General features: G+C 69.1%; 18 protein-coding genes. 9 read left to right on the top strand and 9 right to left on the bottom strand.

Annotated elements, in window-relative coordinates; translation table 11 throughout:
• Genes ACF8LI_RS13735 through ACF8LI_RS13715 form a run of 5 tightly spaced genes read left to right on the top strand, consistent with a single transcriptional unit; the run spans window position 1 to window position 6,807 of the window.
• Window positions 1-1,716: a PepSY-associated TM helix domain-containing protein gene (locus tag ACF8LI_RS13735; RefSeq protein ID WP_392413073.1), complete on the top strand. Its 1,716-nt coding sequence runs from the start codon at window positions 1-3 to the stop codon at window positions 1,714-1,716.
• Entirely contained in the window at window positions 1,713-2,090 is a 378-nt protein-coding gene (locus ACF8LI_RS13730) for a DUF3325 domain-containing protein (protein WP_126312216.1), read from the top strand. The genes ACF8LI_RS13735 and ACF8LI_RS13730 overlap by 4 nt, the downstream gene beginning before the upstream one ends.
• A gap of 49 nt (window positions 2,091-2,139) precedes the next feature.
• Window positions 2,140-3,345 (top strand): efflux RND transporter periplasmic adaptor subunit, encoded by a 1,206-nt coding sequence (locus tag ACF8LI_RS13725; protein WP_016450742.1) that lies wholly within the window; start codon window positions 2,140-2,142, stop codon window positions 3,343-3,345.
• Entirely contained in the window at window positions 3,345-5,348 is a 2,004-nt protein-coding gene (locus ACF8LI_RS13720) for an ABC transporter permease (RefSeq protein ID WP_392413136.1), read from the top strand. The genes ACF8LI_RS13725 and ACF8LI_RS13720 overlap by 1 nt, the downstream gene beginning before the upstream one ends.
• A gap of 1 nt (window position 5,349) precedes the next feature.
• Window positions 5,350-6,807, top strand: coding sequence for an efflux transporter outer membrane subunit (locus tag ACF8LI_RS13715; RefSeq protein WP_392413072.1), 1,458 nt, complete (start codon window positions 5,350-5,352; stop codon window positions 6,805-6,807).
• 69 nt (window positions 6,808-6,876) lie between these two features.
• On the opposite strand, the gene ACF8LI_RS13710 is transcribed toward ACF8LI_RS13715, so the two are convergent.
• The 4 genes from ACF8LI_RS13710 to ACF8LI_RS13695 form a co-directional block, all read right to left on the bottom strand.
• Window positions 6,877-8,151: an acyl-CoA dehydrogenase family protein gene (locus ACF8LI_RS13710; RefSeq protein WP_016446718.1), complete on the bottom strand. Its 1,275-nt coding sequence runs from the start codon at window positions 8,149-8,151 to the stop codon at window positions 6,877-6,879.
• A 78-nt stretch (window positions 8,152-8,229) separates the two neighbouring features.
• On the bottom strand, window positions 8,230-9,315 hold the full coding sequence (locus ACF8LI_RS13705; RefSeq protein WP_016446719.1) for a phosphotransferase: 1,086 nt from the start codon (window positions 9,313-9,315) through the stop codon (window positions 8,230-8,232).
• A gap of 145 nt (window positions 9,316-9,460) precedes the next feature.
• Window positions 9,461-10,180, bottom strand: coding sequence for a Crp/Fnr family transcriptional regulator (locus tag ACF8LI_RS13700; RefSeq protein WP_012205125.1), 720 nt, complete (start codon window positions 10,178-10,180; stop codon window positions 9,461-9,463).
• A 170-nt stretch (window positions 10,181-10,350) separates the two neighbouring features.
• Complete coding sequence (locus ACF8LI_RS13695) at window positions 10,351-11,889, bottom strand: 3-hydroxyacyl-CoA dehydrogenase (RefSeq protein WP_392413071.1); 1,539 nt, start codon at window positions 11,887-11,889, stop codon at window positions 10,351-10,353.
• 100 nt (window positions 11,890-11,989) lie between these two features.
• On the opposite strand from ACF8LI_RS13695, the gene ACF8LI_RS13690 reads away from it, so the two are divergent.
• A complete protein-coding gene (locus ACF8LI_RS13690) occupies window positions 11,990-14,683 on the top strand; it encodes a FimV family protein (protein ID WP_392429770.1) in 2,694 nt (897 codons plus the stop codon).
• Between the two features lie 64 nt (window positions 14,684-14,747).
• Here the strand turns inward: ACF8LI_RS13690 and thiE are convergent, their stop codons facing one another.
• The 4 genes from thiE to ACF8LI_RS13670 form a co-directional block, all read right to left on the bottom strand.
• Window positions 14,748-15,671: a thiamine phosphate synthase gene (thiE, locus tag ACF8LI_RS13685; protein WP_392413069.1), complete on the bottom strand. Its 924-nt coding sequence runs from the start codon at window positions 15,669-15,671 to the stop codon at window positions 14,748-14,750.
• Window positions 15,672-15,682: 11 nt separating this feature from the next.
• Window positions 15,683-16,492, bottom strand: coding sequence for a thiazole synthase (locus ACF8LI_RS13680; RefSeq protein WP_016452920.1), 810 nt, complete (start codon window positions 16,490-16,492; stop codon window positions 15,683-15,685).
• Window positions 16,493-16,524: 32 nt separating this feature from the next.
• On the bottom strand, window positions 16,525-16,722 hold the full coding sequence (thiS, locus tag ACF8LI_RS13675) for a sulfur carrier protein ThiS (protein WP_012205130.1): 198 nt from the start codon (window positions 16,720-16,722) through the stop codon (window positions 16,525-16,527).
• Between the two features lie 119 nt (window positions 16,723-16,841).
• On the bottom strand, window positions 16,842-17,960 hold the full coding sequence (locus ACF8LI_RS13670; RefSeq protein ID WP_074922885.1) for an FAD-dependent oxidoreductase: 1,119 nt from the start codon (window positions 17,958-17,960) through the stop codon (window positions 16,842-16,844).
• Window positions 17,961-18,314: 354 nt separating this feature from the next.
• Between ACF8LI_RS13670 and thiD the strand changes: the two genes are divergently transcribed.
• Complete coding sequence (thiD, locus tag ACF8LI_RS13665; RefSeq protein ID WP_034392653.1) at window positions 18,315-19,196, top strand: bifunctional hydroxymethylpyrimidine kinase/phosphomethylpyrimidine kinase; 882 nt, start codon at window positions 18,315-18,317, stop codon at window positions 19,194-19,196.
• Window positions 19,197-19,217: 21 nt separating this feature from the next.
• On the opposite strand, the gene ACF8LI_RS13660 is transcribed toward thiD, so the two are convergent.
• On the bottom strand, window positions 19,218-19,694 hold the full coding sequence (locus tag ACF8LI_RS13660; protein ID WP_026062660.1) for an SH3 domain-containing protein: 477 nt from the start codon (window positions 19,692-19,694) through the stop codon (window positions 19,218-19,220).
• A gap of 196 nt (window positions 19,695-19,890) precedes the next feature.
• On the opposite strand from ACF8LI_RS13660, the gene ACF8LI_RS13655 reads away from it, so the two are divergent.
• Together ACF8LI_RS13655 and ACF8LI_RS13650 are read left to right on the top strand one after the other, a co-directional pair.
• Window positions 19,891-20,670, top strand: a complete 780-nt coding sequence (locus ACF8LI_RS13655; protein WP_047327611.1) for an ankyrin repeat domain-containing protein — start codon at window positions 19,891-19,893, stop codon at window positions 20,668-20,670.
• 125 nt (window positions 20,671-20,795) lie between these two features.
• Window positions 20,796-22,997, top strand: coding sequence for a TonB-dependent receptor (locus ACF8LI_RS13650; protein WP_392413067.1), 2,202 nt, complete (start codon window positions 20,796-20,798; stop codon window positions 22,995-22,997).
• Window positions 22,998-23,082: the final 85 nt, after the last annotated feature.

Below are 23,082 nucleotides of genomic sequence, written 5' to 3'. Positions count from 1 at the left end.
ATGGCAAAGGCGCAGATCAGCAAGGTCCCCGGCAGCGGCGCTGCCACGGGCGGTTTCCGCCAGGCCCAGGCCTGGCTGCATACCTGGTGCGGGCTGTGGTTTTCGTGGCTGCTGTTCGCGGTGTTCCTCACGGGTTCGCTGGCCGTGTTCCAGGAAGCCATCACGCACTGGATGACGCCCGAGCACCATGCCGAGGAGGCGGCCGAGGCGGCAGCGCGCGCCGCCGCGCCGGCCGGGCAGGGTGCGGATCTGGGCCAGCGCCTGGCCTGGGGCGCGGCCTACATGCAAAAGCACCACCAGGGCGCGCAGATGTGGGAGATCTGGCCGTCCGACGACAAGGGCGGTGGCGACCTGCGTGTCTACTGGTTCGACGCCAACCGCCAGTACGCCGATGCCGAGCTGGACACCGCCACGGGCGAGGAAATGGGGGCCGGCCACGGCCACGGCGCTGCGCGCGCCACCATGGGCGGCAACCATTTCGTGGACTTCCACTATGAACTGCATGCAGGGCAGGTGGGGCTGTGGGTGATAGGCATTGCCGCCATGGCCATGCTGGTGGCCCTGGTCAGCGGCGTGGTCACGCACAAGCGCATCTTCAAGGACTTCTTCACCTTTCGCGCACGCAAGGGCCAGCGCAGCTGGCTGGACGCGCACAACGCCGTGGCGGTGCTGACGCTGCCCTTCCAGTTCATGATTGCCTATACCGGCATCGCCATCTCCAGCCTGAGCTTCATGCCCGTTGGCGTCTGGACGGTCTATGGCACGGACCAGGCCGCCCGCACGGCCTTCATCGCCGACATGAACGAGGCCGGGCCGCCCGCGCTGTCCGGCAAGTCCCTGGCGGTGCCCGATCTGGAGCCGTTTGCACGGCGCGGCCAGGAGCTGATGGGCCAGGCGGTGCGCGCGGTGGTCATCGACCATCCCGGCGATGCCTCGGCACGCATCGGCGTCTACGGCTGGAACAGCGATGACCGTGCGCATCAGCGCCTGAGCCCCAATTCGGGCATGGCCATGTTCTCGGCCGCCACGGGCGAGGTGCTGCAGGTACGCCTGCCCGGCGGTGCCGACGGCGGCGCCCCCTCGCTGGCCCAGGCGGTCATGGGCGGGCTGCACATGGTCAAGTTCGGCGGGCTGGCCATGAAGTGGCTGTACTTTCTGTGCGGCCTGGCGGGCGCGGCCATGATGGCCACGGGCGCCATCCTCTTCATGGTCAAGCGCCGCAGCCGCCACCAGGGCGAGTTCGGCAGCGCCACGGCGCGCGTGTACCGGCTCATCGAGGGCCTGAACGTGGCGGCCATCGCCGGGCTGGGCCTGGGCTGCATCGGCTACCTGTGGGCCAACCGCCTGGTGCCCGTAGGCCTGGCGCACCGCGATGACTGGGAGCTGGCCGTGTTCTTCGGGCTGTGGGGCCTGGCGCTGGTGCATGCGCTGGCCTGCGCGCCAGCCACGGCCTGGCGCCAGCAGATGGGCCTGCTGGCCATGCTGTGCCTGCTGCTGCCGCTGCTCAACTGGATCACCGTGGGCGAGCCGCTGTGGGCCCACATGCGGGAGGGCGACTGGGAAAGCGCCGGGGTGGAGCTGTTCTGCCTGGCCACGGGGCTGGCTGCCGCCTGGGCCTGGCGCTGGCTGGCGCGGCGCGGCGCGGGTGCCGCCGCCAAGGCAAGGACGGCCAGGGGGCAGGCCGCCGTGGCCGGCCGCTCGGAGGTGCAGGCATGAGCACGTTGCACGCATCCCTGGCCGCACTGGCCCTGGCCTTTGCAGGCATGGCGGCCCTGGCCTTTGCCATGGACCGCCACTACGAACAATTGACCGGCGCGCACGAGCTGCCGGCCCGCCGTGGCCCGCAGTTGCGCGGCCTGGGCACGGCGCTGCTGGCGCTGGCCCTTGTGCCCGTTGTCTCGGGCTGGGGCGGCACGGTGGGCACGGTGGCCTGGCTGGGCTTTGTGTCCGCCGGCGCGCTGATGGCCGTGGCCCTGATCAGCGCCCATGCGCGCTGGGCGGCGCGGCTGGCCTGGTTGGCTGGCGTGCTTGCCGTGGCGGATTTGGCGTGGATTGTTTTCAGTTTCGGTACTACGGGGTTTTTCAGATGAGTTTCCTGCTTTCGTTCCAGTTCGGGGTGTGTGTGGTCGGGAGGCAAGCATGACGCGCACGCAGCAACGCTGGAAAGCCATCGCCGTGGCGGTGGTCCTGTTGGCGGCGGCCGGGGGCGCGGCCGCCTGGTGGTCCAGCCGGCCTGCCGTGGCCTACCAGACCGAGACCGTGGCGCGCACCGATATCGAGTCCACCGTCACGGCCATCGGCACGCTGCAGCCGCGCCGCTATGTGGACGTGGGCGCCCAGGTGTCGGGCCAGGTCACCCGGCTGCGCGTGGAGCCCGGCGCCCAGGTGGAGAAGGGCGCGCTGCTGGTGGAGATCGACCCCAGCGTGCAGCGCGCCACGGTGGATGCGGGGCGTGCCTCGCTGGCGGGCCTGCGCGCCCAGCTGGCCGAGCAGCAGGCGCTGCGCAAGCTGGCCGAGCAGCAGCTCACGCGCCAGCGCCAGCTGGCCCGCGACGGGGCCACGCGCGAGGAAGACCTGCAGACCGCAGAAGCCAACCTGGCCGCAGCCGGCGCCCGCATGGAGCATCTGAAGGCCCAGATCGACCAGACCCAGGCCACGCTCAAGGCCGACGAGGCGCGCCTGGGCTATACGCGCATCTACGCGCCCATGGCGGGCACCGTGGTGTCGGTGGAGGCGCGCGAGGGCCAGACGCTGAACGCCACCTACCAGACGCCCAACATCCTGCGCATTGCCGACCTGTCGGCCATGACGGTGTGGACCGAAGTGTCCGAGGCCGACGTGCGCCGCGTGCGCGACGACATGCCGGTGTACTTCACCACGCTGGGCGGCGCCGACCAGGCCAGGCCCCGGCGCTGGTCCAGCAAGGTGCGCCAGGTGCTGCCCTCGCCCTCTACCAGCCAGGCGCCGGCCGGCGGCAATGCGGGCCAGGCGCCTGCGCCCGCCACCAAGGCCGTGGCCTATACCGTGCTGTTCGATGTGGACAACGAGGACGCCGAGCTGATGCCCCAGATGACGGCCCAGGTGGTCTTTGTCACCGGGCAGGCCGCGCAGGCGCTGACCGTGCCGCTGATGGCCGTGGCCGACAAGGCAGAAAAGGCCGAGAAGGCAGGCAGCACGCAGACCGTGCGCGTGCTGGACGCCAAGGGTCAGCCCGAGCAGCGCACCGTGCGCCTGGGCGTGCGCAGCCGCCACCAGGCCGAGGTGCTGGAGGGCCTGCAGGAAGGCGAGCGCGTCATCGTCGGCGAGACGCCTCTGGACCGTGGCCCGCGGTGGCTGCAATGGTGATGGGGCAGGGCATGCAGGCCGGCGCGCCGCTGGCCGCACCGTTGATAGAGCTGCGCGGCATCACCAAGCACTACGGCGGCGGCGACAGCGGCCAGCCCGCCGTCACCGTGCTGCACGGCATCGACCTGGAGATACGCGCGGGCGAGTTCGTGGCCGTGGTGGGCAGCTCGGGCTCGGGCAAGTCCACGCTGATGAACATCCTGGGCTGCCTGGACCGGCCCAGCGAGGGCAGCTACCACTTCCAGGGCCAGGACGTGGCCACGCTGGACTCGGACGCGCTGGCCTGGCTGCGGCGCGAGGCCTTCGGCTTCGTCTTCCAGGGCTACCACCTGATCGCCAGCGAAAGCGCCAGCGAGAACGTGGAAATGCCCGCCATCTACGCCGGCCTGCCCAAGGAAGAGCGCGTGCGGCGCGCCCGTGCGCTGCTCGAGCGCCTGGGCCTGGGCTCGCGCCTGGGCAACCGGCCCAACCAGCTGTCGGGCGGGCAGCAGCAGCGTGTGTCGATTGCGCGCGCGCTGATGAACGGCGGCCAGATCATCCTGGCCGACGAGCCCACGGGCGCGCTGGACTCGCACAGCGGCGCCGAGGTCATGGCCCTGCTGCGCGAGCTGGCCGACGCGGGCCACACCATCATCCTCATCACCCACGACCGCGCGGTGGCCTCCCAGGCGCGCCGCGTGATCGAGATCAGCGACGGCCGCATCACCAGCGACAGCCGGCGCGACGATGCCGCCAACGCGGTGAATGCGGCGAATGCGGGCGCCGCTGCCCTGCCGCTCACGCCGCAGCGCGGCAGCGCCGGCGCGCCCTGGCTGGCCGAACTGTTCGAGGCCGCGCGCAGCGCCTGGCGCGGCATGCGCATGAACCGCGTGCGCACCAGCCTGACCTTGCTGGGCATCGTCATCGGCGTGGCCTCGGTCATCGTGATGCTGGCCATTGGCGAGGGCGCGCGGCGCAAGGTGGTCGAGCAGATGGGGACCATGGGAACGGCCATCCTCTACATGGGCAGCAAGCCGCCGGCCACGGGCGGGCCGGCCGGGCAGATGACCGAGGAAGACCTGGCCGCCGTGCGCGAACTGCCCGAGATACGGCGCGTCATGCCCGTGATCGGCGACCCCATCACCGTGCGCTACGGCAAGGCCGACAAGCAGATCTACGTCTTCGCGGCCAGCGAGGAGATGCCCCTGGTGCACCACTGGAAGCTGGCCCAGGGCCGCTACTACACCGAGGCCGAGGACCGCGACCTGGCGCCCCTGGTGGTCCTGGGCCACAAGGCGCACCAGCATTTCTTCCCCGACACGCCCAACCCGCTGGGCCGCCAGCTGATCATCGGAACATCGGCCTTCGAGGTCATCGGCGTGATGAGCGAGCGCGGCGCGGACTCGGGCGCGCAGAACTATGACGACATGGTCTTCATTCCCTACCGCTCGGGCCGGGCGCGCGTCTACCAGTCGCAGACCCAGCCCGACTATGTGGTGATCGAGGCCATGTCCTCCGACGTGGTGCACGAGGCGGAGGAGGCCATGCGCAAGCTGCTGCTGGCGCGCCACGGCGGGCGCGAGGACTTCGGCATCGGCAACGCGGCCGCGCGCATCCAGGCCGAGGCGGCCACGCGCCAGAGCATGGCGGTGATGCTGGGCCTGATTGCCGCCGTCTCCCTGGTGGTGGGCGGCATCGGCGTGATGAACGTGATGCTGATGACGGTGCGCGAGCGCACGCGCGAGATCGGCATCCGCATGGCCACGGGCGCGCGCCAGCGCGACATCCTGCGCCAGTTCCTGACCGAGGCCAGCCTGGTCACCTTCGTGGGCGGCACGGTGGGCCTGCTGGCCGGCCTGGCCGTGGGCGTGGTGCTCATCGTGGCGGGCGTGCCCGTGGTGTTTTCGGTGCGCGCCATGCTGGGCGCCTTTGCCTGCGCCGTGGTGACGGGCCTGGTGTTCGGCTACATGCCTGCCAAGACGGCGGCGCGGCTGGACCCGGTGCGTGCGCTGGCGGGAGAGTGAGATGAAAGACATGAACGACAAGACGCTGGGAAATGCGAGCCTGGGCTGCATCGCTCTCGCGCTGCTTGCCCTGGGCGGCTGCGCCGTGCAGCAGACGGTGCCGGACAGGACAGCGCCTGCGCTGGCCGCTTCGTGGAAGCAGCAGGGCGAAGCCGTCCCTGCCTCCGTCTCACCCCAGTGGTGGCAGGCCTTTGGCAGTGCGGAGCTGGGCGGCATGGTGCAGGCCGCCCAGGACCAGAGCCTGGACATGGCTGCCGCCATGGCCCGCGTGCGCCAGGCCGAGGCGGCCACGCGCCAGGCAGGCGCGGCGCTGCTGCCCTCGCTCAGCGGCGAGCTGCGCGCCCAGCGCATGAACCATGCACAGGTGGCGGGCGGGCAGGCCAGCGTCTACGGCGCTGCGCTGACGGCCTCGTATGAGGTGGACTTCTGGGGCCGCAACCGCGCCACGCGCGATGCGGCGGCGGCGGCCTGGCAGGCCAGCCGGTTTGACCAGGACACGGTGCGCCTCACGGTCACCGCCCAGGTGGCCCATGGCTGGCTCCAGGCCGTGGCGCTGCGCGAGCGCCAGGCCATTGCGGCGCGCAACGTGGCCAATGCCGAGCGGCTGCTGGGCCTGGTGGAGTCCCGCGCGCGCGCAGGCGCCGCCACCCAGCTGGAGTTGGCCCAGCAGCGCGGCCTGGTGGCCAGCCAGCGCCAGGCCCTGGCCACGCTGCGCCGCCAGGGCGAGGATGCCGATGCCACGCTGGCCGTGCTGCTGGGCCAGGCCCGCCGCCCCGCGCTGGCCACGGATTCGCTGCAGGCCCTGCAGCTGCCCGAGATCGGCGCAGGCCTGCCCACGCAGCTGCTGCAGCGCCGGCCTGACATTGCCAGTGCTGAGGCGCAACTGACCGCCGCCAGCGCCAACCTGCAGGCCGCCCGCGTAGCGCTGTGGCCCCGGCTGACCCTTACGGGCAGTGCAGGCACCAGCGCTGGGCGCGCCAGCGACTGGCTGCGCGAGCCCGTGTATTCGCTGCTGGCCGGACTGGCCGGCCCCATCTTCGACGGCGGCCGGCTGGCGGCCGAGCGCGATGGCGCCCAGGCCCGGCGCGAAGAACTGCTGGCCGGCTATTACAAGTCCATCGTCGCGGCCTATGGCGATGTGGACCTGGCGCTCAACGCCGTCCACGGCCTGAAGGCCCAGGCCGAGGCCCAGGCCGAGGTGCTGGCCCAGGCCCGCCAGGCCGTGTCGCTGGCCGAGCTGCGCTACAAGGCCGGGGCGGAAAGCCTGCTGTCCCTGCTGCAGGCCCAGACCACGCTGTACGCGGCCCAGGACGAGGCCGTGCTGCAGCGCCTGCTGCAGCTGCAGGCGCGCGTGGCGCTGTACCGCGCGCTGGGCGGGGGGTGGGAGGCGCCTGCCATGGGCGCTGAAATGCCGGAAAGGCAGGCACAAAAAAGCCAGGAGGCATTGCCACCTGGCTGAGAGGGAAGGGCCAGGGCCGCCACCCGGTCCTGCCGGGTGTGCGGCCCAGGCCTCAGGCTTGAAGCCTGCTCAGCTGCCGCGCGTGATGGGCACGCCGGCATCCTTGCCGTAGGCGCCGTACTTGCCCAGCTCCCACTTGGCGATGGCGTTGCGGTGCACTTCGTCCGGGCCGTCGGCAAAGCGCAGCGTGCGCGCGTGGGCGTAGGCGCTGGCCAGCGGGAAGTCGTCGCTCATGCCGCCGCCGCCGTGCACCTGCATGGCCCAGTCGATGACCTGGCAGGCCATGCTGGGGGCCACGACCTTGATCATGGCGATCTCGCTGCGTGCCACCTTGTTGCCGGCAATGTCCATCAGCCAGGCGGCCTTGAGCGTGAGCAGGCGCGCCATGTCGATGCGGCAGCGTGCCTCGGCGATGCGTTCCTGCGTCACGGTCTGCTGCGCCACGCTCTTGCCGAAGGCGATGCGCGAGCTGGCGCGCTTGCACATCAGCTCCAGCGCGCGCTCGGCCAGGCCGATCAGGCGCATGCAGTGGTGGATGCGGCCGGGGCCAAGGCGGCCCTGGGCGATCTCAAAGCCACGGCCCTCGCCCAGCAGGATGTTGCCCACGGGCACGCGCACGTTCTCGAAGTACATCTCCATGTGGCCGTGCGGCGCATCGTCATAGCCCATGACGTTGAGCGGACGCACGATGCGGATGCCGGGCGCGTCGCCGGGCACGATGATCATGCTTTGCTGCGAGTGCTTGGGCGCATCGGGGTCGGTCTTGCCCATGGTGATGAAGACCTGGCAGCGCGGATCGCCGGCACCCGAGATCCACCACTTGTGGCCGTTGATCACGTACTCGTCGCCCTGGCGCTCGATGCGCGTGCAGATGTTGGTGGCGTCGGAGGAGGCCACCTCGGGCTCGGTCATGGCGAAGGCCGAGCGGATCTTGCCGTCCAGCAGCGGCTTGAGCCAGCGCTCCTTGAGTTCGGTGCTGCCGTAGCGCGCAATGGTTTCCATGTTGCCGGTGTCGGGCGCAGAGCAGTTGAACACCTCGCTGGACCATGGCACGCGGCCCATGATCTCGGCCAGCGGCGCGTATTCCTGGTTGGTCAGGCCGCCGCCCTTGTAGCCAGCGGCCTCGGCGCTGTCCACGGGCAGGAACAGGTTCCACAGGCCTTGCTCCCGGGCCTTGACCTTGAGCTTCTCGATGGTCTGCAGCGGCGTCCAGCGCTTGCCTGCGGCGGTGTTGGCTTCCATCTCGGCGGCATAGTCCTTTTCGCCGGGATAGATGTGCTCGTCCATGAACTTCAGCAGGCGTTCCTGCAGGTCCTTGGTCTTGGGCGAATATTCAAAGTCCATGGATGCGCTCCTTCTCTTGGCTTGTCGCTTGTGGTGGAAACGGGGTGATCGGTGAGTGATGGGGGCGGTCTGGATGGCTCAGCTGCGCTGGGCGAAGGACCAGGCCAGCTCGGCCATGGGCCGGGCCGTGTCGCCGGAGGCCTTGGCCTGGGCGCTGGAGGCCGTGCCGGCCTCCACGCGCTTGGCAATGCCCTGCAGGATGGCCGCGATGCGGAACATGTTGTAGGCCATGTAGAAGTTCCAGTCGGCGCGCAGCGTGTCCACGTCCTTGAGGCCCGTGCGCTCGCAGTAGCGGCGGATGTATTCCTCTTCGCCGGGAATGCCCAGGGCCGCCAGGTCCTTGCCTGCGATGCCCCGGCCCAGCGTGGCCGGGATGTGCCAGCTCATGCAGTGGTAGCTGAAGTCGGCCAGCGGGTGGCCCAGGGTGGACAGCTCCCAGTCCAGCACGGCGATGACGCGCGGCTCGGTGGGGTGGAACATCAGGTTGTCCAGGCGGAAGTCGCCGTGCACGATGGACACGCGCGAGGCATCCAGCGCGCTGGCCGGCATGTGGGCGGGCAGCCACTGCATGAGCTGGTCCATCTCGGGGATGGGCTGGGTGACCGAGGCCACGTACTGCTTGCTCCAGCGGCCGATCTGGCGCTCGAAGTAGTTGCCGCTCTTGCCGTAGTCGGCCAGGCCCTGGGCCGCGAAGTCCACGGTGTGCAATGCCGAGATCACGCGGTTCATCTCGTCGTAGATGGCGGCGCGCTGGGCCGGCTCCATGCCGGGCAGGGACTGGTCCCAGAGCACGCGGCCTTCCATGCATTCCATGATGTAGAAGGCGCGGCCGATGATGGACTCGTCCTCGCACAGCGCATACATGTGGGGCACGGGCACGTCGGTGCCGGCCAGGCCCTTCATCACGCGGAACTCGCGCTCGATGGCATGGGCCGAGGGCAGCAGCTTGGCCACGGGGCCGGGCTTGGAGCGCATCACGTAGCTGCGTCCCGGGGTGATCAGCTTGTAGGTGGGGTTGGACTGGCCGCCCTTGAACATCTCCACCTGCAGCGGGCCGGCAAAGCCCTGCACATGGCCCTGCATCCAGGCGGTGAGCGCGGGCACGTCGAATGCGTGCTGGTCGGAGACGGCGCGTGTGCCTACGAAATGGTCGAAAGTGCTCATGGGGCAGTCAGTCCTGTGATCGGTTCGAGAATCGGTTCAACAAACGGGAACAGCCGCGCAGCACGGGCGCGGCAAGGCACCGGCCGGCGCGAACGTCCGGTCGGTGCAAGAAAAGGGGAGGGGGCGCGGCGCGGGCCGCGCAGGTTCAGGCGTCGGGCGCGGCGATGCGCAGCAGCGTGTCGCGGTCGCAGACCACCAGGCCGCCCGGCTCGATGCGGATGGCGTTCTCGCGCTCCATGGCCTTGAGCTCCTGGTTCACGCGCTGGCGCGAGGCGCCCAGCAACTGCGCCAGTTCCTCCTGCGCCAGGTGCAGGCCGATGCGGATCTCGCTGCCATCCGACAGGCTGGTCACGCCATAGCTGCGCACCAGGTGCAGCAGCTGCTTGGCCAGGCGCGCGCGCAGCGGCAGGGTGTTGAGGTCCTCGACCAGGCCGTAGAGCTGGCGGATGCGCCGTGCATGCAGGCGCAGCATGGCTTCCGAGAACTCCACATGCATGGACAGGATTTTCTTGAAGTCGGTCTTGGACACGCACAGCAGCGTGGTCTCGCCGTGCGCATAGGCATCGTGCGTGCGCTTGTCCCCGTCCAGGATGGCCACGTCGCCGAACCAGATGCCCGGCTCCACGTAGTCCAGCGTGATCTGCTTGCCCGTGATCGAGGTGGAGCTCACGCGCACCGCACCCCGGGCGCAGGCGATCCATTCCTCGGGCGGTTCTCCGCGTGCGCAGATGAGCGTGCCATCTTTGAACCGTTTGACGTAAGCGCATCGAAGAATGTCGTGCCGAAGCGATGGAGAAAGTGATGAAAACCAGCGACCGGAATTGATCGCTTCACGTTCTTCGATGGTAAGAATCGGGTCGTCCATGGCCTGTCTTTTGCGTGACTGATGACGGTCACATTGTCGCGTGTGGGACCGCCGCGGCGCAGCATGCCGCCGGCGGGCCTGTCACTTCGGTGTCTGGGCCTGCTGAAAACGGGGCAGGGCGGCGAAAAAAAGGCGACCCGTCGTGCGTCGGGTCGCCGGCTTTGCAGGGCTTATGGCTCCTCGTGCGTGAGGCTCAGTCCCAGCGCGCCACGGCGGCGCAGCCAGGGGCTGGGGCGGTAGCGCGGGTCGCCGTAGACGGTCTGCAGGTTGAACAGGACCTCCAGCATGTTGGTGGGGCCCCAGCGGTCGCCCATGGCCAGCGGGCCCATGGGATAGCCCAGGCCCAGGGTCACGGCCTTTTCCAGGTCGGCCGGGCTGCCGATGCCCTGCTGGCAGATGTCGCTGGCGATGTTGACGATGGAGCCCACCACGCGCTGCGTGACGAAGCCGCCGCTGTCGCGGATCACGCTCACGGCCTTGCCGTCGCTGGCAAAAAGCGCATGGGCGGCATCGCGCATGTCGGTGCGCGTGGCCGGCGTGGTGGCCAGCACGCGGCGGCGCGTGTCGGTGTCGGCGATCAGCATGTCGATGCCCATGGTGCGCGTGCAGTCCAGTCGCTCCACGGCAGCCACCGTGGTCACGTCCAGGCCCAGCGGCGCCACCAGGATCAGGGCCTGCTCGGTCGGTGTCTGCGCGGTTTCAATGCGCGCGCCCAGGCTCTTGAGCAACTGGTAGATCTCGTTGCGCCGGGCCGCGCGTGCGGACACCCAGACCGGTGGCAGCGTCTGCACCTGCGGCACGGCAGGCTCGGCAGGCTGCTCGGCGCGGCCTTCGGCATAGCGGTAAAAGCCCTGGCCGGTCTTGCGGCCCAGCAGGCCGGCCGCCACGCGCTGCGCGGCAATGGGGCTGGGGCGGTAGCGCGGCTCCTGGTAGTACTGGTGGTAGATGTGCTCCATCACGGCATGGGTGACATCCAGGCCGGTGAGATCCATCAGCTCGAACGGGCCGAGCTTGAAGCCCACCTGCTCGCGCAGGATGCGGTCGATGGTGGCGAAGTCGGCAATGCCTTCCTGCACGATGCGCAGCGCCTCGGTCACATAGCCGCGGCCCAGGTGGTTGACCAGAAAGCCCGGCGTGTCCTGCGCGCGCACGGGCGTGTGGCCGAAGCTGCGCGCGAACTGCGCCAGCGTGGCGCAGGTGGCCTCGTCCGTGGCCAGGCCGCGCACGATCTCCACCACCTTCATCAGCGGCGCCGGGTTGAAGAAGTGAAAGCCGGCAAAGCGCTGCGGGTGCTCGAGCGCCGTGGCCAGCGTGGTGATGGACAGGGCCGAGGTATTGCTGGCGATGAGGGTCCCGGGCGCAACAATGGCCTCCAGCTCGCGCAGCAGCGCCTGCTTGGCATCCATGCGCTCGACGATGGCCTCGATCACCAGGTCGCAGTTCCTGAACGCATCGAGACCGTCAGCCACCGTCACCCGGGCCTTGCAATCTGCGGCCTGCTCACTTGTTATTTTTTGTTTCTTCTCAAGCAGGTCCCACAGCGCAAACAGCTGTTGCTGCGCTTGCGCGGCAGCGCCCGGGCGAGCGTCCTGCAGCAGCACGCCGGCGCCTGCCTGGGCGGCCAGCTGGGCAATGCCTTGCCCCATGATGCCTGCGCCTATCAATCCGACGTTCCTGATAGGAGAAATGTTGTTTTGGATCATGTACATAGAGGAGGTGTCCTACAGGTGTCTATGCAAAAATGCAAGCGTTCAAAGAAAGGCTGATGTGAGAATTTGTAGCACCATTCTCGGCGTCGCCCTGTCCTCCATGGCCTGGAACGCGTCCGCATTGTCGTTGGGCAGTCCCCGGGGCAACGTGGTGCTGGGCGCTCCGTTCGACCTGGTGGTGGGCTTGCAGCCCGATAGCGGAAATGACGCCGGCAGCTCCTGCGTGCGCGCCGAGCTGCTGGCCGGTGACAGACCCATCGAATCCTCGCGTGTGCGCGTCAGCCCGACCACATCGGGCAAGGCCGTTCGTGTGCAGGCCAGCTACACGGTGGACGAGCCCGTGGTGACGCTCAAGCTCTGGGCCGGCTGCGAAGGCGGCGGCATCAGCCGCAGCTATACGCTGCTGGCGCAGCTGCCCGAGTCGGTGGATGCCACGGGCAATCAGCCCATCAATGTGCGAGAGCTGGCGGCAGCCCAACCGGCGCTGGCGGCCGCGGGTGCCGGTGCAGCAGGTGCTGCAGGTGCAGCGGGTGCCGCTTCCGACCCATCTTCGACTTCCTCCCGCCCGGCCGCTGGCCGCAGCGCCCGGGCCGATTCCAGGCCCGCAGCGGTGCCCGTTGCCAAGGAACCGAAACCCCAGTCCAAGCCAAAGACACAGCCAAGGCCCCAGGCCAAACCCAAGGCGGCGGCCGAGAAATCGAGGCCGCCCGTGGGCGTGACCGCCCAGGCCCAGGCCGGGCAGTTGCAGGCGGGCCTGCGCATAGAACCGCGCCTGCGCATGGAGCCGGTGGAGGAATGGCTGGGCACGGGCGGCACCCCGGGCGCCGCTGGCGCAGCCGGGACACCCGGGACACCCGAGGGCGCCGCCGCATCTGCGGCTCCCATGTTCGATGCGGGCAGCGAGCAGCTGGCCGAGGCCAACAAGCGCGTGCAGGCGCTGGAGGCCGAAATGGCGGCCTTCAAGAAGCGCGACACCGCCGACCGTGGGCAACTGGCCCAGCTACGGGCCGAACTGGAGGCCATGCGCCAGGAGTCGGGCGGCTCGTCGTGGCTGTTCAATGCGCTGCTGCTGGCGCTGATCGCCGCCGTGGCCGTGATCGCATGGATGGCCTGGAAAATGCGCTCGGGCGCCTCGCTGTTCTCGCGCGAGCCGGATGCCTGGCGGGAATCGGTGGAGCGTTCGTCGCAGGACCCCGTGCCGTCGAGCCCGCCGCATTCGCACGATGATGGGATCAACACCCTGCCGCATTCCCTGGACCCCCATCGGCCCACGCGGCCCATGGCACCCAGCCTGCGTGAACACCGGCCTGCGCCGTCGCCGGATGATCGCCGTGGCCCGGATACCCTGGCCTCGCCCTATGTGCAGCGCGGCGCGCAGATGCGCCCTGGCGTGACGTACGAGTTGCATGAGGACGTGGACCCCGGCGATTTCGGCCCGGCCACCATTCCCGTGCCTGTGTCCGTGCAGGCCGAGCTGCCCGAGCCGGACGGCGAGAAGACCGCAGCGCGCTCGCCTGCGCCCGAGGCCATCAAGGCCCGGCGCATGGTGCAGCCCGGCGAAATGTTCGACGTGCAGCAGCAGGCGGAATTCTTCATCTCGGTGGGCGAGCACCAGCAGGCCATCGAGCTGCTGCGCTCGCACATCGCCACGCATGAGGATTCCTCGCCGCTGGCCTATCTGGAGCTGCTGCACCTGTACTACACGCTGAGCCGCCGAGACGACTTCGACCAGCTGCGCGCCCGCTTTGCCAAGCATTTCAACGCCCGCGTGCCGGCCATGCCGGGCTTCACCGACAAGGGCAGCAGCCTGCTGCAGGGCTATCCCGAGCAGCTGGCACGCATCGAGGCGCTGTGGCCTGTGGACGAGGTCGAGGACTGCCTGGCGCACTACCTGTTCAAGCAGGACGGTGCACCCGACCCCGATGCGCCAGCCCCCTTCGACCTGGCCGCTTTCGATGACCTGCTGCTGCTGCTGTCCATCGCGCGCACCTCGCCCGCCGGAACGCGCGGCGAGCCCGGCCCGCGCGAGCGCACCACGCCGCGCATGGTGGCGGGCACGGCCGCAGCCGGCGCAGCCACGGCCGGCGCAGCCGTCCTCGCATCGGCCGCGGAACCCGCTCCCGCACCGGCCGCCGCTGCCGCCTTCATGGATGTGGATTGGATGGCCGAGCTGCAACCGCCTCCGGTAGAGGCCGCACCGCAGCAGGCTGCCTCTTCCCTGTCGCCGCAGGATCCGGGCCTGGAGTTCACGCCCATGGACACGCAGGCGCTGTCCACGGTCTCCGGTACAGCCGGTGAGAAGGCAGCCGACAGCCGCGCGCCGGACTCCCTGTCCGCGCCGCTGCAGTTCGAAATGCAGCCGCTGGACTTCGACCTGGATCAGGCAGGCCAGCTGCCTGCCGGCCAGGTGCGTGCCGTTCCGCTGAGCGAGACGCCGTCCTTCATCCACGATGCGGCGGCACCGCTGCTGGACATAGACCTCACCGCGCTGGGCGAGGATGAACTGCCCACGGTGGACGTGCCTTCGCGCTTTCCGCCCGTGGTGCTGTCGGCGCCCGGCTCAGGCCCCGTGGGCTTCAGCGAGCACAATCTCAAGGCGCCGCTGAGCATGGATCTGGCGCTGGAGAACTGGGAACTGCAACCGCCCGAAACCCTTCGCGATCACCGTGGCCTGGACGAGCCCTTGAGCCGCTCGGTGGACATGCTGCTGTCGCGCGAGACCGACCCGGCCTTTCGGACCACGCCACAGGCTCCGTCGCCGCAGGGTGACGGCAAGGAGCCGTCCAAGGACTGAGCCAGGTGCACATGCAAGAAAGGGAGCAGATGCTCCCTTTTTTGATGTGTGGTCCCGCAAAGGCTCAGTTCGCAGCCTGCATGCTGGCAAGCAACTGCTGCGCCGCCGCTTCCGGGTCCTCGGCATTGACCAGTGCCCGCACCACGGCCACCGAGCCCACGCCCGTGGCGCGCACGGCCGGGAACTGGTCGGCCGAGATGCCGCCGATGGCCACCAGCGGATAGCGCTGCATCAGGCGCACATAGGCGCCCAGGCGCGCCAGGCCCTGCGGAGCCGTGGCCATCTTCTTGAGCGTGGTGGGAAAGACGGCGCCCAGCGCGATGTAGCTGGGCTGCACGGCATGGGCGCGCACCATTTCGGCATAGCCATGCGTGCTCACGCCCAGGCGCAGGCCCGAGGCGTGGATGGCCTGCAGGTCGGCGCCGGCCAGCGCGTCCAGGTCCTCCTGGCCCACATGCACGCCATAGGCGCCGGCATCGATGGCCTCGCGCCAGTGGTCGTTGATGAAGAGCAGGGCGCCCGTGCCTTCCACGGCGGCCACGGCGGCGCGCACTTCGCGCGCGATGGCGTCGCGGTCCTCGGACTTGAAGCGCAGCTGCACGGTGGGCACACCGGCGCGGGCCATGCGGCCCACCCATTGCGCATCGGGCAGCACGCCGTACAGGCCCATGGACCTTGGGCACTCCGGGAAGGCCAGTGCGGGATCGGCGCCCTCCAGGCCGAAGTCGCGCGGATCGTCGGGCCATAGCGTGGCCTCGAAGCGGCCCCTGCGCAGCGTCTGCGCTTGCCAGGCGCAGGCCAGCGTCTCGGCGTCGATGGCGATGAAACCCAGGGCGCTGCAGGCCTGCAGCGCCGCAAGATAGGCCGGCTCCTGGCGCTGTGCCTGCGGCACGGGCTGCGAGGGCAGGGCGGAGCCTTCAGGGGCAAAGGTGGCGCCGTGCAGGCGCACGATGGCATCTGCCCAGGATTGGATGGAGTCGTTGCTCATGGCCGGTCTCCTCAGCCGTGGTGCCAGAACGGCGTGCCCAGCACGGGCGTGCTGGGCTGGGCGGCAGACTGCTCGGCCATGGCGCCGGCGCGGTGGGCGGCGTGGCCGGCATTCACGGCATCGGCAAAGGCGCCGGCCATGGCGACGGGATCTTCGGACAAGGCCACGGCCGTGTTCAGCAGCACGGCGTCATAGCCCCATTCCATGACCTGGCAGGCGTGCGAGGGGCGGCCCAGGCCCGCATCCACGATCAGCGGCACCTTCAGGCGCTCGCGCAGTGTCTGCATGGCATAGGGGTTGACGGGGCCGCGGCCCGTGCCGATGGGCGCCGCCCAGGGCATGACGGCCTGGCAGCCCACATCCACCAGGCGCTGGCACAGCACCAGGTCCTCGGTGGTGTAGGGCAGGACCTGGAAGCCGTCCTTGATGAGGATGGAGGCGGCCTCGACCAGGTTCAGCGTGTCGGGCTGCAGGGTGTAGTCGTCGCCGATCAGCTCCAGCTTGATCCAGGGGGTCTCGAAGACTTCGCGTGCCATCTGGGCCGTGGTCACGGCTTCCTGCACGGTCATGCAGCCGGCCGTGTTGGGCAGCACGGGCACGGCCAGCTTCTTGAGCAATTCCCAGAAGCTGGCACCGGTCTCGGCGGCATTGCTGCCCTGGCGGCGCAGCGAGGCCGTGACCATGGCGGGGCGGGCACGCTGCACGGCAGCTTCCAGCACGGCGGGCGAGGGGTAGCGGGAGGTGCCCAGCAGCAGGCGGCTGTCAAAGCGCTGGCCGTACAGGACCAGGCTGTCGTCGGAGGAAGGGGCGGAAGTCGTCATGGCGTGAGGCAATGGGAGAGTCGGATGGGGCATCAGCCGCCGGTCACCGGCGAGATCACTTCGAGGCGGTCGCCGTCGTTCAGCGCCTGCTCGGCATAGCGGGCCTTGGGTACGAAGACGGTGTTGATGGCCACGGCAAAGGGCGGGCGCGGCGCAAGCTGGGCCAGCGCGTCGGCCACGGTGGCTCCGTCGCTCAGTTCGGTCGCTTGCTGGTTGATGGTGATGTTCATGGCGGCTGGGGGAAAACGAAAGGCGGGTACGGGGGCTTGTTCGATCTTAGGCAGGGCCGGGGCTGGTGGCCCTGCGTGCATGTCCGGTCTGTTGTGCGTGAAAGTGCCGTGCGTGCCGTTCAGGCGGCTGCCTTGTGCTGCGATGGCGCATGCTCGACGGCAACATCGAAGCGGCGGGCCAGTTCGGAATCACCGCTGTCGAGCAGCTCCAGCACCACGTCCAGCATGGCCGGCGCGATCATGAAGCCATGGCGGTACAGGCCGTTGACCTCCATCACGCGCGGCGCGCTCCAGCGCACGGCCGGCAGATTGTCGGGCAGGGTGGGGCGGCACTGGGTGGCGATCTCGACGATGCGGCCTTCGGCAAAACCCGGATGCACGGTGTAGGCGGCACTCAGCAGCTCCAGCGTGGAGCGCACGCTGGCCGGCGACATGTCGTCGGACTCGATCTCGGTAGCGCCGATGACGAAGAGGTGGTCCTCCTTGGGCGCAATGTAGATCGGATAGCGCGGATGGATCAGGCGCGTGGGCCGCTGCAGCGTGACCTCGGGCGCATGGATGCGCACCACCTCGCCGCGCACGCCGCGCAGCGCAGGCCACTGGCCGCGTGCGCCCAGGCCCCGGCAGTCCAGCACCCAGTCGGGCTGGCCCGGCGTGCCGGGACGGAAGTCGGCCAGCTCGCGCGGCTGGTTCCAGTGCTGCTCCACGCCCAGGCGGGTCAGCGTGGCGTGGAGCGCGGCCAGCAGCTGGCGGTTGTCGAGCTGGCCTTCGCCCTGCAGGTACATGGCCTGGGCAAATCGCCGCTCAAGCGCGGGCTCGCAGTCGTGCAGGGCCTGGTCGGCCAGCGGCTGCAGCGCGGGAAGGCTGGGGTTGATGCGGCGGTTTTTCTCCAGCAGGCCGAAAAAGCGCTGGGCATCGCCCGCGTCCTGGCGGTGCCAAAGGATGAGGGTGCCGTTTTGCTGGAAGAACACGGGCGCATCGAGCTGGGCCAGCAGTTCGGGCCAGCGCGTCAGGCCGTGCTGGCCCATGCGCACCACGCCGGGCTCGGTGATGGCCGATTCGGCCAGGGGCGCGAGCATGGCGGCGGCCACGCGGGCCGCTGCGCCATCGCCTTCGGGGCCGTGGGCGTCGTATACGGCGATGCCGTGGCCGCGACGGGCCAGCGCCAATGCCAGCAGCCGGCCCATGAGGCCGCCGCCCAGAATGGCGATGCGGGAAGAAGCTTGTAGAACGGACATGTGCATCTGGTGGTCAAGTGCGCCCATGCCCGTGGGACTGCCGGCCGGCTGTCCGCGCACAGGGCATGTGCTGGACAAAACGCGGCGTACCACCCCGATTGATTGAAACTCCCCACGCCAGCATGACCTGGATCGGGTGCAGGGGCGCTGCGCGGCAAGGTGCCTGTGGTGCAGGCTTGTGCGGCAGGGGGCTGGTCGCCCCGGGGCCCCAGGGTGTTTCTCAGTCACGCATCGGCGAGGCGGGCCAGGCCCTGTTTCACCGACGGGACACCCCTGTTTCGTCCGTCAGCAGGCATTACAGCACATCCCGCAGCTGCCGGTATTGACCATGCGCATGGGTGATAATTTTCGCCCATGACTGCCGACCACTCCCCTTCGACCGCCGCATCCCCCGAACCGGCTCCCGCCGCGCGCAAGCGCTATGCACGCGTGCTCATCATCGCGGGCTCCGACAGCGGCGGCGGCGCCGGCATACAGGCCGACCTCAAGACCTGCAGCGCCCTGGGCTGCTACGGCATGACGGCCATCACGGCCATCACCGTGCAGAACACGCTGGGCGTCAGCGGCATCCACGGCATTCCCGTGGACATACTGCGCGGCCAGATCGATGCGGTGGTCGAGGACATCGGCGCCGACGCCGTCAAGATCGGCATGCTGGCCACGCCCGAGGTGGTGCAGGTGGTGGCCGATGCCATCCGCCGCCACCAGCTGCGCAACGTGGTGCTCGACCCCGTGATGGTGGCCACCAGCGGCGACCGGCTGATTGCCCCGGAAACCGCCTCCGTGCTGGTGCGCGAACTGTTCCCCCTGGCCACCGTGGTCACGCCCAATCTGGACGAGGCAGCGCTGCTGCTGGGCCACTCCATTGATGGCATAGACGCACTGGACGGCGCCGTGCAGGAACTGCTGGCGCTGGGCGCGCCGGCCGCATTGCTCAAGGGCGGGCATCTGTCCGGCGATCTGGTGGTGGACCTGCTGGGCCATGGCAACGGCCAGCGGCTGCGCCTGCAGTCGCAGCGCATTGCCACGCACAACGGGCACGGCACGGGCTGCACGCTGTCTTCGGCGATTGCCTCGCACCTGGCGCTGGGCCTGCCGCTGGAGGCGGCCGTGGCCCAGGCGCGCGAGTACATCCTGGGCGCGATTGCGGCCGGTGCCGATGTGTTCACGGGCGCCGGCCACGGTCCGCTGAACCACGGCTATGCGCCGCGCGCGCAGGTCGTGGTCAACGGCTGAACGTTCGACGCAGCGCCTGGTTCACCAGCCCCAGGTCAGGCTGCGCGCCACCCAGCCCTTTTGGCCGTTGTCGCGCTGGACATGGGCCCAGGAGCCCTGCTTCTTGAGCGTGCGCACCACCTCCAGCTCAGCCAGCTTGCCCACCACGCGGTGTTTCTGGCCCGGGCCTGCGCGCAGATTGGCGGTGCGCCCGGTCACCACCATGTGCGGGGTCTTGCCGGTCAGCGGTGCATGCACCCAGCCCAGCGTGCTCTCGTTGTCCCTGACGCGCAGCCACTGGCCCTTGCGCTGCACCACCTGCAGCGGATAGCCCTTGCCCAGTTCCCACAGCGTGGCCGAGCGCGTGGTGGGCTGCTGCCGCACATTGACGCTGGCGCCCTTGACGCTGACGAACTCGCGCGCATGGGCGGCGGCCGGGGCCAGGGTGGTGGTGAGGACGGCGAGGGCGGTGGCGGCTGCGGCCATCCAGCGGGCGGCACGGCTTTTGTTGCAAGACACGGGAACAGGTCTCCTTTCGTTTGAGAAAGGCTGGCGCGCGAAGACTTTCCGGCGCAAGCCCGGGGAAAGCGCGTGGGATCAGGCGATGTAGCTATAGTTCCTGAATGAAACTGACGTGCGACGCCCCGGCTTCATGCGCAACCGGGCAAGCTTGCCTTACGCTTGCCGCACAACCGTGTTTTCCAGGAGGGCTTGTATGCACCATGCTGTTTCCCGATCCGGCGCCCATGTCCGGCACGCTGCAATCCTGACGGCCTGTCTTGCCGCGGGACTGGCGGATGCGCAGGGACCAGAGACGCAGGCGCAGGAGGCACAGGCTGTGGCCACAGCCGCTGAGGGCCGCGATGCGGCCAGGGCGCAGGAGGGTGCGGTGAATCGCCCGGAATTCGGCCCCGCGCTGCTGGCGGCCGCCCAGGCCGGCGAAGCGCTGCAGGTACGCGACTGGCTCAAGCGCGGCGCACCTGTCGATGTGCGTGACCGGCAGGGCAATACGCCGCTGCTGCTGGCCGTGCGCGGCAACCATGTCGAGGTCGCGCGCTCGCTGCTGGTCCATGGGGCCAACCCCAATCTCAAGAATGACCTGCAGGACAGTGCCTATCTGCTGGCCGGTGCCCTGGGCCGCCTGGAGATACTGCGCATGACGCTGTCGTACGGCGCCGATCTGCAAAGCACCAACCGCTACGGCGGCACGGCGCTGATCCCGGCCTGCGAGCGCGGCCATGTCGATACCGTGCAGGCCCTGCTGGCCGCCGGTGTACGGGCCGACCATGTGAACCGGCTGGGCTGGACCTGCCTGCTCGAAGCCGTTTTGCTGGGCGACGGAGGCCCGCGCTACCAGGACATCGTCCGCCAGCTGATCGCGGCCAGGGCCGATCTCAATCTGCCCGACAAGGATGGCGTGACCGCCGTCGTCCACGCCCGCCAGCGCAGCCAGCATGAGGTGGAGCGCCTGCTGCAGGAGGCGGGAGCGCGCTGATCGGCGCAAGTGAAAACAAGTGAAAACGCCTGAAACCAGGGGTGATGCGCCAGATTCAGACGGGTCTGATTGCTTTGGAAAGGCTGCGTTGCAAATGATTCCCATTTTCAACGTGGATCTTTGCCATGCGCACAGCACATTTGCTATCTCGACCCTTCGTCTCCGGCCCCCAGTCGTGCCTTTTTTCGGTGTTCGCTGCGGCGCTGGTCACGCCCGCTTATGCGCAGGACGCCACTGCCGATGAGCGTCAGGTGCAGTTGGCGCCCTTGACCGTCTCCGGGCAGCGCTCCACCGGCTCGCGCACCGAGGCATCCGAATCGGCCAAATACGCCAAGCCGCTGCTGGATGTGCCGCAGACCATCACCGTGGTGCCCGGGCAGGTGCTGCAGGAGCAAAACGCCCTGAGCCTGCAGCAGGCGCTGTCCAATGTATCCGGCATCACCTTCAATGCGGGCGAGGGCGGTGCAGGCTCGGGCGACAGCATCAACATCCGCGGCTTCAGCGCCAACGCCAACCTGCAGATCGACGGGCTGCGCGACAGCGGGCAGAAGAGCCGAAGCGATCTCTTCAACACGCAATCCGTCGAGGTCATCAAGGGACCCAACTCGGTCTTCGGCGGCGCGGGCACCTCGGGCGGCAGCATCAACATGATCAGCAAGCAGCCCAAGGCCCATGACTTCACCGAGGCCGACGCAGGCCTGGGCACGGCCAGCTACCGGCGCGTCACGCTCGACGCCAACAGGGTGCTGGCTGGCGGCAAGGCTGCCATGCGCCTGAACCTCATGGGCCATGACAGCAACGTGGCGGGGCGCAATGCCATCTTCAAGCGGCGCTGGGGCGTGGCGCCCTCGCTGGCCCTGGGGCTGAATTCGCCCACGCGCCTGACCCTCGGCTTCTTCCATCAGAGCGATGACAATCTTCCCGACTATGGCGTGCCGGCCTTTCGCGGCAAGATGCTCGAAGGCGTCTCGCGCAATGCCTATTTCGGCTGGCGCAACCTTGACCGGGAAAAGATCGGCCAGGATGCCCTGACCGCGAAGATCGAGCATGACTTCGCCTCGGGCGCCAAGCTGCAGAACCTCTCGCGCTACTCGCGGCTGAGCCGCGATACCGTGATCTCGGCCTCGCATGTCGATCTCCGGGGCATGCAGCCTGGCTACTACCGGCCCGCAGGGCCCCAGGCCTATGGCCGCGATGCGGCCACCACCCTGTGGATCAACCAGACCAACCTGACCCAGCGCTTCGACACAGGCGTGCTGGGGCATACGCTGGTCACGGGCTTCGAGATCGCACGCGAGACCTATGACCGCACCACCTCTTCCTACAGCATCAACCGGCAGTTCCCGGCCGGCGGCTATCCGCTGGCCCGTCCGCCCGGATACTGGACGGGCACCACGGATCTGCAAAACAGCGGAAGGAACGAAACCCGCCTGGACACCCGCGCGCTGTATGCCACCGACTCCATTGCGCTGGGGCCGCGCTGGGATCTGAACCTGGGCCTGCGCTACGACTGGATCGACGGGCGCTCCAACGCCGCAACGGCCGCTGGCGTGCGCACCTCGGTGGACAGTTCCGACGGCCGGCTCAGCGGCCGCACCGCCCTGAGCTTCAAGCCCGCCGACAACGGCCGCATCTACTTGGCCTATGGCACGGCCTTCAACCCCTCCGCGGAATTCCTGGTCTCCAATGGTTCCGGCCTGGACGCGGCCACGGCCTCGCTGGCGCCCGAGAAGAACACCAGCCTGGAGCTGGGAACCAAGTGGGATGTGCGGGACCGCCAGCTGGCGCTGACAGCCGCGCTGTTCCAGGTGGACAAGACCAATGCCCGAGAGCAGATGGCCGATGGCAGCTATCTGCTGGCCGGTGAGCAGCGCGTGCGCGGGCTGGAACTCGGGGCTGCAGGCAAGGTGACTCCGCAATGGGACCTCTTCGCCAACTACACCTTCATGGCCAGTAAGACCCTCAAGTCATTGAACGAGCCTGCGCGTGTGGGCCAGGCGCTGGGCAATACGCCGCGCCATTCGCTGAACCTGTGGACCACCTATGCGCTGCCGCAGGGCTGGACGGTGGGCTATGGCGCGCGCTTCGTGGGCACGCGCAATGTCACCTCGGCAGGCGATGGGAAGCTCTCTGCCTATTGGGTGCACAGCGCCATGGTCGGCTATGAACTCAACCGGCAATGGAAGCTCCGGCTCAATCTCGACAACATCGGCAACAAGGCCTATGTGGCCGGCGTGCGCCAGCGCCTGGGCGAGCAGTCGCGTTCTTCGGCCGTGGAGTACGGAGAGGGTCGCACGGTCAGATTGACCGCGCTCTACCAGTTCTGAGAAGCACGATGGCCTGGTTTCCGGTGCCGTGGACGCCGGGACAGGATGAATCAGGCTTGAATCGGGCTGCCCCCAGGGGCAGCTT

This window comes from Delftia sp. WSY_12 (assembly GCF_043104645.1).
Classification (GTDB): Bacteria; Pseudomonadota; Gammaproteobacteria; order Burkholderiales; family Burkholderiaceae_C; genus Comamonas; species Comamonas tsuruhatensis.
The sequence above is the reverse complement of the archived record's forward strand: the minus strand, read 5'-3'. Positions and strand labels throughout refer to the sequence as shown.

What these genes read in the sequence shown, in the direction of transcription:
- ACF8LI_RS13735 (WP_392413073.1), top strand. Translation starts at nt 1, where the DNA reads ATGGCAAAGGCGCAGATCAGCAAGGTCCCCGGCAGCGGCGCTGCCACG.
- ACF8LI_RS13730 (WP_126312216.1), top strand. Translation starts at nt 1,713, where the DNA reads ATGAGCACGTTGCACGCATCCCTGGCCGCACTGGCCCTGGCCTTTGCA.
- ACF8LI_RS13725 (WP_016450742.1), top strand. Translation starts at nt 2,140, where the DNA reads ATGACGCGCACGCAGCAACGCTGGAAAGCCATCGCCGTGGCGGTGGTC.
- ACF8LI_RS13720 (WP_392413136.1), top strand. Translation starts at nt 3,345, where the DNA reads ATGGGGCAGGGCATGCAGGCCGGCGCGCCGCTGGCCGCACCGTTGATA.
- ACF8LI_RS13715 (WP_392413072.1), top strand. Translation starts at nt 5,350, where the DNA reads ATGAAAGACATGAACGACAAGACGCTGGGAAATGCGAGCCTGGGCTGC.
- ACF8LI_RS13710 (WP_016446718.1), bottom strand. Translation starts at nt 8,151, where the DNA reads ATGGACTTTGAATATTCGCCCAAGACCAAGGACCTGCAGGAACGCCTG.
- ACF8LI_RS13705 (WP_016446719.1), bottom strand. Translation starts at nt 9,315, where the DNA reads ATGAGCACTTTCGACCATTTCGTAGGCACACGCGCCGTCTCCGACCAG.
- ACF8LI_RS13700 (WP_012205125.1), bottom strand. Translation starts at nt 10,180, where the DNA reads ATGGACGACCCGATTCTTACCATCGAAGAACGTGAAGCGATCAATTCC.
- ACF8LI_RS13695 (WP_392413071.1), bottom strand. Translation starts at nt 11,889, where the DNA reads ATGTACATGATCCAAAACAACATTTCTCCTATCAGGAACGTCGGATTG.
- ACF8LI_RS13690 (WP_392429770.1), top strand. Translation starts at nt 11,990, where the DNA reads ATGGCCTGGAACGCGTCCGCATTGTCGTTGGGCAGTCCCCGGGGCAAC.
- thiE (WP_392413069.1), bottom strand. Translation starts at nt 15,671, where the DNA reads ATGAGCAACGACTCCATCCAATCCTGGGCAGATGCCATCGTGCGCCTG.
- ACF8LI_RS13680 (WP_016452920.1), bottom strand. Translation starts at nt 16,492, where the DNA reads ATGACGACTTCCGCCCCTTCCTCCGACGACAGCCTGGTCCTGTACGGC.
- thiS (WP_012205130.1), bottom strand. Translation starts at nt 16,722, where the DNA reads ATGAACATCACCATCAACCAGCAAGCGACCGAACTGAGCGACGGAGCC.
- ACF8LI_RS13670 (WP_074922885.1), bottom strand. Translation starts at nt 17,960, where the DNA reads ATGTCCGTTCTACAAGCTTCTTCCCGCATCGCCATTCTGGGCGGCGGC.
- thiD (WP_034392653.1), top strand. Translation starts at nt 18,315, where the DNA reads ATGACTGCCGACCACTCCCCTTCGACCGCCGCATCCCCCGAACCGGCT.
- ACF8LI_RS13655 (WP_047327611.1), top strand. Translation starts at nt 19,891, where the DNA reads ATGCACCATGCTGTTTCCCGATCCGGCGCCCATGTCCGGCACGCTGCA.
- ACF8LI_RS13650 (WP_392413067.1), top strand. Translation starts at nt 20,796, where the DNA reads ATGCGCACAGCACATTTGCTATCTCGACCCTTCGTCTCCGGCCCCCAG.